The sequence below is a fragment of the Streptomyces sp. KR55 genome (assembly GCF_052245645.1).
GTDB lineage: Bacteria > Actinomycetota > Actinomycetes > Streptomycetales > Streptomycetaceae > Streptomyces > Streptomyces flavusporus.
The window spans coordinates 1-6897 of sequence record NZ_JBQQCE010000515.1 but is presented as its reverse complement, the minus strand read 5'-3'; the positions used below and the strand labels follow the sequence as shown (position 1 = coordinate 6897).

The 6897-nt window shown below is 68.2% G+C and carries 6 protein-coding genes and 1 tRNA gene; 2 read left to right on the top strand and 5 right to left on the bottom strand.

What is annotated here, in order from left to right; all coding sequences use genetic code 11:
• On the top strand, nucleotides 1–988 hold a 988-nt coding region (locus ACTWQJ_RS43800), incomplete at its 5' end, for a cytochrome P450 (protein ID WP_443311972.1).
• A 114-nt stretch (nucleotides 989–1102) separates the two neighbouring features.
• Nucleotides 1103–2167 carry a type III polyketide synthase gene (locus ACTWQJ_RS43795; protein WP_443311971.1) on the top strand — a complete coding sequence of 355 codons (1065 nt, stop codon included), beginning with the start codon at nucleotides 1103–1105 and terminating at the stop codon, nucleotides 2165–2167.
• A gap of 166 nt (nucleotides 2168–2333) precedes the next feature.
• Here the strand turns inward: ACTWQJ_RS43795 and cyaB are convergent, their stop codons facing one another.
• The 5 genes from cyaB to ACTWQJ_RS43770 form a co-directional block, all read right to left on the bottom strand.
• Nucleotides 2334–2888: a class IV adenylate cyclase gene (cyaB, locus tag ACTWQJ_RS43790; protein ID WP_443311970.1), complete on the bottom strand. Its 555-nt coding sequence runs from the start codon at nucleotides 2886–2888 to the stop codon at nucleotides 2334–2336.
• An 18-nt stretch (nucleotides 2889–2906) separates the two neighbouring features.
• Nucleotides 2907–3758, bottom strand: a complete 852-nt coding sequence (locus tag ACTWQJ_RS43785; protein WP_443311969.1) for a helix-turn-helix domain-containing protein — start codon at nucleotides 3756–3758, stop codon at nucleotides 2907–2909.
• 396 nt (nucleotides 3759–4154) lie between these two features.
• Nucleotides 4155–4227, bottom strand: a tRNA-Lys gene (locus tag ACTWQJ_RS43780).
• Between the two features lie 99 nt (nucleotides 4228–4326).
• The gene (locus ACTWQJ_RS43775) at nucleotides 4327–5865 is read right to left on the bottom strand and encodes an amino acid permease (protein WP_443311968.1); all 1539 of its coding nucleotides are present in this window, start codon (nucleotides 5863–5865) and stop codon (nucleotides 4327–4329) included.
• 61 nt (nucleotides 5866–5926) lie between these two features.
• Nucleotides 5927–6897: FG-GAP repeat domain-containing protein (locus tag ACTWQJ_RS43770; protein WP_443311967.1), on the bottom strand; the 971-nt coding region annotated here is incomplete at its 5' end.

Below are 6897 nucleotides of genomic sequence, written 5' to 3'. Positions count from 1 at the left end.
CCCGCGGATGACCCCGGAGCCCATCGTTCAGGACGAAGCGATCAACTTGATGGACCCACCGGCCAGCAGCCGTCTGCGCAGCCTGATTTCCAAGGGGTTCGCACCGCGCCACATGGCGCACATGCGGATTCGTACCCAGCACGTTGTGGACCGACTGCTGGACGGGATGACGGAATACGGCCCGCCTGCCGACCTCGTCGAGCACCTCGCGAATCCCCTGCCCCTGACCACGATTTGCGAGGTCCTCGACATCCCCGAGGCCGATCGGTCGCAGCTGCGTGCGCACGCGCGGACCATGATGGACATCGGCGTCGACAACCGGGACAAGGCCGTACGAGCCAAGGCCGACCTCCGTGCGTACTTCGCCACGCTGACCGCGCAACGGCGCCGGAATCCCGGGGACGACCTGATCAGCGCCCTGGCGACCGCCCGGGACGGGGACGAGATCCTCGACGACCGGGAACTGACCGTCATGGCGATGGTCCTGCTCATCACCGGCCAGGACACGACCACGTACGAGATCGCGAACATCGCCTACACGCTGCTCACTCGACCCGAGGAGCTGGCCGTGCTGCGCGCCCGCCCGGAGATGCTCCCGCAAGCGATCAACGAGCTGTTGCGATTCATCCCCTTCCGTAAGGGAGTCGGCATTCCCCGCGTCGCGACCGAAGACGTGGAACTGAGCGGAGTGACCATCCGCGCAGGGGACATCGTGCACGTGTCCTACCTGACGGCCAACCGGGACGGCCGGAAGTTCGACCGGCCTGACGAGCTGGACCTGGAACGGTCCGGTCCGCAGCACATGACCTTCGGCTGGGGCGGGCACCACTGTCTCGGCGCCCCGCTCGCCGCCACGGAACTCGAGGTGGCATTCGGATCGCTTCTTCAACGCCTTCCCGAAATGCGGCTGGCGAAAGCGGCCGAAGAAGTGCGCTGGAACACAACGTCGATCTGGCGTTATCCCCTCGCGCTGCCCGTCACCTGGTAGCGAGGTAATGCCGTCCCCGTCCCCGCGTGTGGAATCACCCTTCCACGACAGGTCGTAGAACCTCACCCCGTGCAGAACCGCACCGTATGGATCCAGTCCGCGAGGAGGAGATTCATGGCTGTTCTCTGCAAACCGGCAATCGCGGTCCCCGAGTACGTCATCACCAACGACGAAACCCTCGAACTGGCTCGCAGGCTGCACAGCGACCATCCGCAACTCGACCTCGTCCTCAACCTGATCGCCCACACCGGGGTGCGGAAACGCCACCTCATACAGCCGATAGAAAGGGTGCTGCAGCACCCTGGCTTCGACGAACGCAGTGTCATCTATGAGGCCGAAACCAAGGCTCGCGTCCCCGCCGTGGTGAACCGGGCACTCGATCACGCCGAACTCGAGCCGGAGCAGATCGACTTGATCATCTACGTCTCCTGCACCGGCTTCATGATGCCGCCGCCAACGGCCTGGCTCATGAAAACGATGGGCTTCCGGCCACAGACGCGGCAGCTGCCGATCGCCCAACTCGGTTGCGCCGCTGGCGGTGCGGCCGTCAACCGGGCCCACGACTTCTGCACGGCGTACCCCGACGCCAATGTGCTCATCGTCGCCTGCGAATTCTGCTCGCTGTGCTACCAGCCCACTGATGTCGGTGTGGGGTCGCTCCTGTCCAACGGCCTGTTCGGTGACGGTATCGCCGCCGCCGTGGTCCGGGGCAACGGCGGCACCGGGGTCCGTCTGGAAGGCAACGGCTCGTACGTCATCCCGGACACCGAGAGCTGGATCTCCTACGCCGTCCGCTCCACCGGCTTCCACTTCCAGCTCGACAAGCGTGTGCCCGGCACCATGGAGCCCCTCGCCCCGGCCCTGAGCGCGCTCGCGGAAGAGTACGAGTGGAACGCCGGCAAGCTGGACTTCTACATCATCCACGCGGGTGGCCCGCGCATTCTGGATGACCTCAGCCGCTTCCTCGACGTGCCCCCCGAAGCGTTCCGCTTCAGCCGTGCCACGCTCACGGAATACGGCAACATCGCGAGCGCGGTGGTGCTCGACGCCACGGCACGCATGTTCGACGAGGCATCGGCCTTCGACGGCGACCGCGGCCTGATGGCCGGCTTCGGGCCCGGCATCACTGCCGAGATCGGGCTGGGCACCTGGACTTCGGGCCCTGACGCAGTGGAGTGAGCTCACCCCTGGCAACAACACCGCGGTCGGCCGGATCGAAACGTGTTCGGAGCCATCGCCCTCTTCGCCCGCTGAACACGACGCCTCCTGTGCGGCCATGACGGTCGTGCAGGGGGCGTTTCGCCATGCCCCGGCGAGGGTGTAGCGAACGCTACTCAGCTCGAGGTCAGCGGCGCTGTGCCGCCACCGCTCCCGTGTACGTCTCGCGCGTCAGGTCATCCGGCCCGATGCCCAGTTCGGCGAGCACCGTGCGGATGTCATCGAGGGCCGCTGTCACCTCGTCCTCGTCGACGAGCGTCTCAACCTCCAAGAACGTGCCGTTGATCTCCGGCACGCGGACGAGGGTCGCGAGCATCCTCCGGCCCCGGGCCTCGAAGTCGTAGTTCCGGCACCGCTTCTCGAACGCGATGAACGGCACGTGGCCGAGCCCGCGCAGGATGGCGTGCGCCGCCTCCGCGTCCTCGACCCGGGTCTCGTGCTCGGGCTTCGACCCGGAAGCCTCGTCGACCGCGGGGCCCTTGTAAGTGAGGACCGTCCGCGTGCCGTCCGCACCGCGCACGGTCCGCACCCGCAGTTCCTCGCCCCCGTTCTCCAGCGAGCCGTCCGGCCGGTCGTAGTACGTGTCTCGGTACACCTCGACGCGGGCCGCTGCGCGCTCTTCCAGTTGCCGCATGACAGCCTCCGGTGCGTGCACGCGCGCCTTCAACTCCGCCTCGATCACGAGCCGTTCCCTTTCTCCTCAGGCCGTGCACTCAGCTCCGTCGATGACCGCCTCGAACATCCTGCAAAACCCCCGGAACAAGGGACCGTGCGGCGTAGCCATCACCTTGTACGTTGCCGACTCATGTCCTTCCCACCCGGCGTCGAAGGCACCGACGAACATGGTGGAGTCCGTGCGGATGAGCCGCCAAGTGGGCAGCATCCAGTACCGGTAGACCTGGATGTCGCACGAGTCGGCGAGTTCCCTCAACCGCGCCTCGGCCAGCCGGACGCCGGAGGCGAGGGACTCGGCGGATTCCCCGAACTCGGCTGCACGCCGGGCCAGGGCGTCGCTGTCGGGGTCGAGGAGCGCCACCCGGATCCTGAGGCCGTTGCCGCCTTGTTCGCGCGGCAGACAGGCGCGCAAGAGCGAGTCGTTCAGCCCGATCAGGCCGAGGCCGCGCACGGCCAGGACGTCCAGCTCCGCAGCTTCGCGGGCCTGCTGCTGGATCTCCTCAGCCGCAGAGTTCTGCGACGCGTACACGCGGACGACTTCTGGGAACGCGGCAAGGTCGAAGGCGGCGCCACCGGAACGCTTCTCCCGGCTGGCAGCAAGCCCGAGCAGGTGCCGCGCGTCGTCGGGCATGTGAAGGCCGTCCGCGATCCGCTCGTACACGTCGAGCCTCGAGACCTCGCGGCGGCCGTTGATGATCTCGTTGACGCGGGCCTGCGTCATCCCAGCGGCTGCGGCGATGCGGGACTGGCTGGCGCCGGCGTACTGCTGCATGTGCCGGAACACGGCGCCCATGTCCCGCGCACGCAAAGCCTGGCGTACCTCGGCGCGCTCCCATGCCCAGTCGGGCAGTTCGATCGGCTCCAGCGCGGTCCCCATGGCACGACCCCCGGTATTACCGGTGGGGGATCGAGCAGACACCAAGCGTCACAAGATCCTGGCCAGGTCGTGAAGACCCCGGCGAGGTGGAGGCCTCCCGGGGCGGCCAACGCTGCTGAGGAGCGCCGACAGTGACCACTTCTACCACCCGCCCGACCGGCACGGCAGACCCGGCCGCCCTGCCCGACACGGTGCGCCACGCTGCGCTGACCGAGCTGGAATACACGACCTGAAGCGTCCACAAGGGCCGGCCCGCTCGTCTGCTCCCCCCGTGGCGGATGGGCGGGGCCGCTCCATGTCTTGATCGTCTGCACTTCGGTTGAGCTAACGATCAGCGAGGCCCCGAAAAACGCCAGAGCCCCCACCTCAGAACGCTCTGACGTGGGGGCTCTCCCGTAGGCCGTGTGGGACTCGAACCCACAACCAATGGATTAAAAGTCCACTGCTCTGCCAATTGAGCTAACGGCCCAGGCGATGTTGCCTCCCCGAGCATAGCCGGACGAGGCCGTGTCGCCGATCGGGTATCCGGGACACGGCCTCCTCGGGGCCGGAGAAGCGGGCCCGGACGTTACGGATCCACCGAATCCGTCACACCTGCACGCGACGCCTCACGGGCCATTGTGCGTTCGTGGGCCGGGTTCAGGAACCAGTGCCGTGCCGACGCCAGCCACCACGTCGCGGCGAAGCCCAGGACGACGAGGACGGCGACGGGGGCGTAGTTGAAGGTCTCCCAGGTGACGGGGGAGACCTGCGGCAGCATGAACAGGACCGTGATCACGCCGACCCAGGCGACCGCCACGACTCCGACCACCGTCGACCACCGGCCCAGATGCCACGGCCCCCGCTCGAATGCCGGCCCCTTCCGCAGCCGCAGCAGTGTCGGGACGACGTACGCGATGTACAGGCCGATCACGGCGATCGACGTCACCGCCGCGTACGCCGTGACATTGATCAGGTACGGCAGGCCGAGGACGAGCGAGCCCAGGGCCGCCAGCCACACCGCCGCGACCGGCGTCCGCGTGCGCGGGCTCACCGTGTGCCACACGCGCGAGAACGGCAGCGCGCCGTCGCGCGAGAAGGCGTAGATCATGCGGCTGTTGGCCGTCACCGACGCCATCCCGCAGAACAGCTGCGCGCCGATCACCACCAGCAGGAGCAGCTTGCCGGCACTCGTGCCGAGCGCGTCGAGCAGGATCTGCGCGGGCGGCGCGCCGGTCGGCGAGGTGCGGGCGCCGTCGTACGACTGGATGGCGAAGGTGAAGCCCAGCAGCAGTACGAAGCCGGCGATCCAGGAGGTCCAGATGGAGCGGACGATGCCCTTCGGGCCGGCCGTCGACGCGTCGTGGGTCTCTTCGGTCATGTGGGCGGAGGCGTCGTAGCCGGTGAAGGTGTACTGGGCCATCAGCAGACCCAGCAGCACCACGTACGCCCCGCTGCCCCAGCCCGTGTGGTTGACGAACTCGCCGAAGACGAAGGACGCCGACTGGTGGTCGTCCGGTACGAAGGTCAGCGCGCCGACGATCACCGCGACGCCCAGCACGTGCCACCACACGCTGACGCTGTTGAGCAGCGCGACGATCCGCACACCGAAGGTGTTCAGCAGGCCGTGCAGGAGGAGGATGCCGGCGAAGAGCAGGATCGTCCGGCCGGGTGTGACCTCCCAGCCGAACTCCAGGTTCAGATACGCGCCCAGGAAGGATGCCGCCCCGAAGTCGATGCCGGCCGTCACCGCCACCTGGCCGAGCACGTTGAACCAGCCCGTGAACCACGCCCACGCGGCGGCCGAGCGCGGGGGCGCCAGCCGGTGGGCCCAGAAGTACAGGCCCGCGGAGGTCGGATAGGCGGAGCAGATCTCGGCCATCGACAGGCCGACGAACAGCGTCATCAGACCGACGGCGACCCAGCCCCAGGTGATCACTGCCGGGCCGCCCGTGTTCATGCCGAACAGGTACAGGGTCAGGCAGCCGGAGAGGACCGAGATGATCGTGAAGGAGACGGCGTAGTTGGCGAACCCCGACATCCGGCGGGCGAGCACCTGCTGGTAGCCGAGTTGGGCCAGCCGCTCCTCGTCCGAGGGCGGCGCACTGCGTATGGCGTCATCTGTCATGCCCCCAGCGATTCCCTCGCCAGGGGCGTGACATGCGTCACAGCTTGTTACGACAGGCGCATCAGAACACGCCCTTGTAGCCCTGCCAGCCGGTCGCGATCTTCACCCGCGGCCCGAACGAGCCCTTGCCGGTGCCGGGGATGCGGTAGAGCACCCCGGCGGTGTCGCGTGCGACGAGGTCGGCCGCCCCGTCCCCCGTGATGTCGCCGGCCCCGACGACCGCGTTGTAGGACACACCCCAGGACGTGGACAGCTTCACCCGCGAGGAGAAGGTGCCCTTGCCGGTGCCGTAGTAGCGGTACAGCGCGTTGGTCTTGTCCTGGGCGACCAGGTCGCCGATGCCGTCGCCGTTCAGGTCCCCGGTGCCGACGACCTTCTTGTACGTCTTCCAGTTGTCGTACAGCTTCACGCGGGACGACAGCTTGCCGGTGCTGGTGCCCTTGTAGAGATAGACCGCGCCGGTCGAAGCGGTGCGGGCGATCAGGTCCGGCCGCCCGTCCTTCGTCACGTCACCGGGCGAGGTGAGCACGTCGTACTGGTTCCAGCCGGTGCCCGTCGAGATCGTGGTGTACGGCGTCGACGGCGTCAGCGCGGCGTTGCAGGCCGGCTTGTACAACCGCACCGTCCCGCTGCTGAACCTGACGAGAACGTCATTGCAGCGGTCGCCGCTCAGGTCACCGACCGGCACCGCCCTCACGCTCGTCGCCCAGCCGCTGCCGGAGACCTTGCCGGAGAACGTGCCCTTGCCCGTGCCCTGCTGGAAGGTCAGGCCGCCGGAGGAGTTGAGGGTGAGCAGGTCGCCGATACCGTCCGGGATCCCCGACGGGCCCACATGGTCGCGCCGCACCGGGCTGCCGTCGCGCAGCCGCACCGTGCCGCGCACCTCCAGCGGCGCGCCGACACCGTCGGCGGGCGTGACGGTGACCGTCCAGTCGTAGGTGCCGTTCGGCAGGAACGCGTCACCGGGCTGCGTGGGGTCGTCGCCGTGTAACCCGATGCTCAGCTCGCCGCGCGCGGCGCCGCCGACGCGAG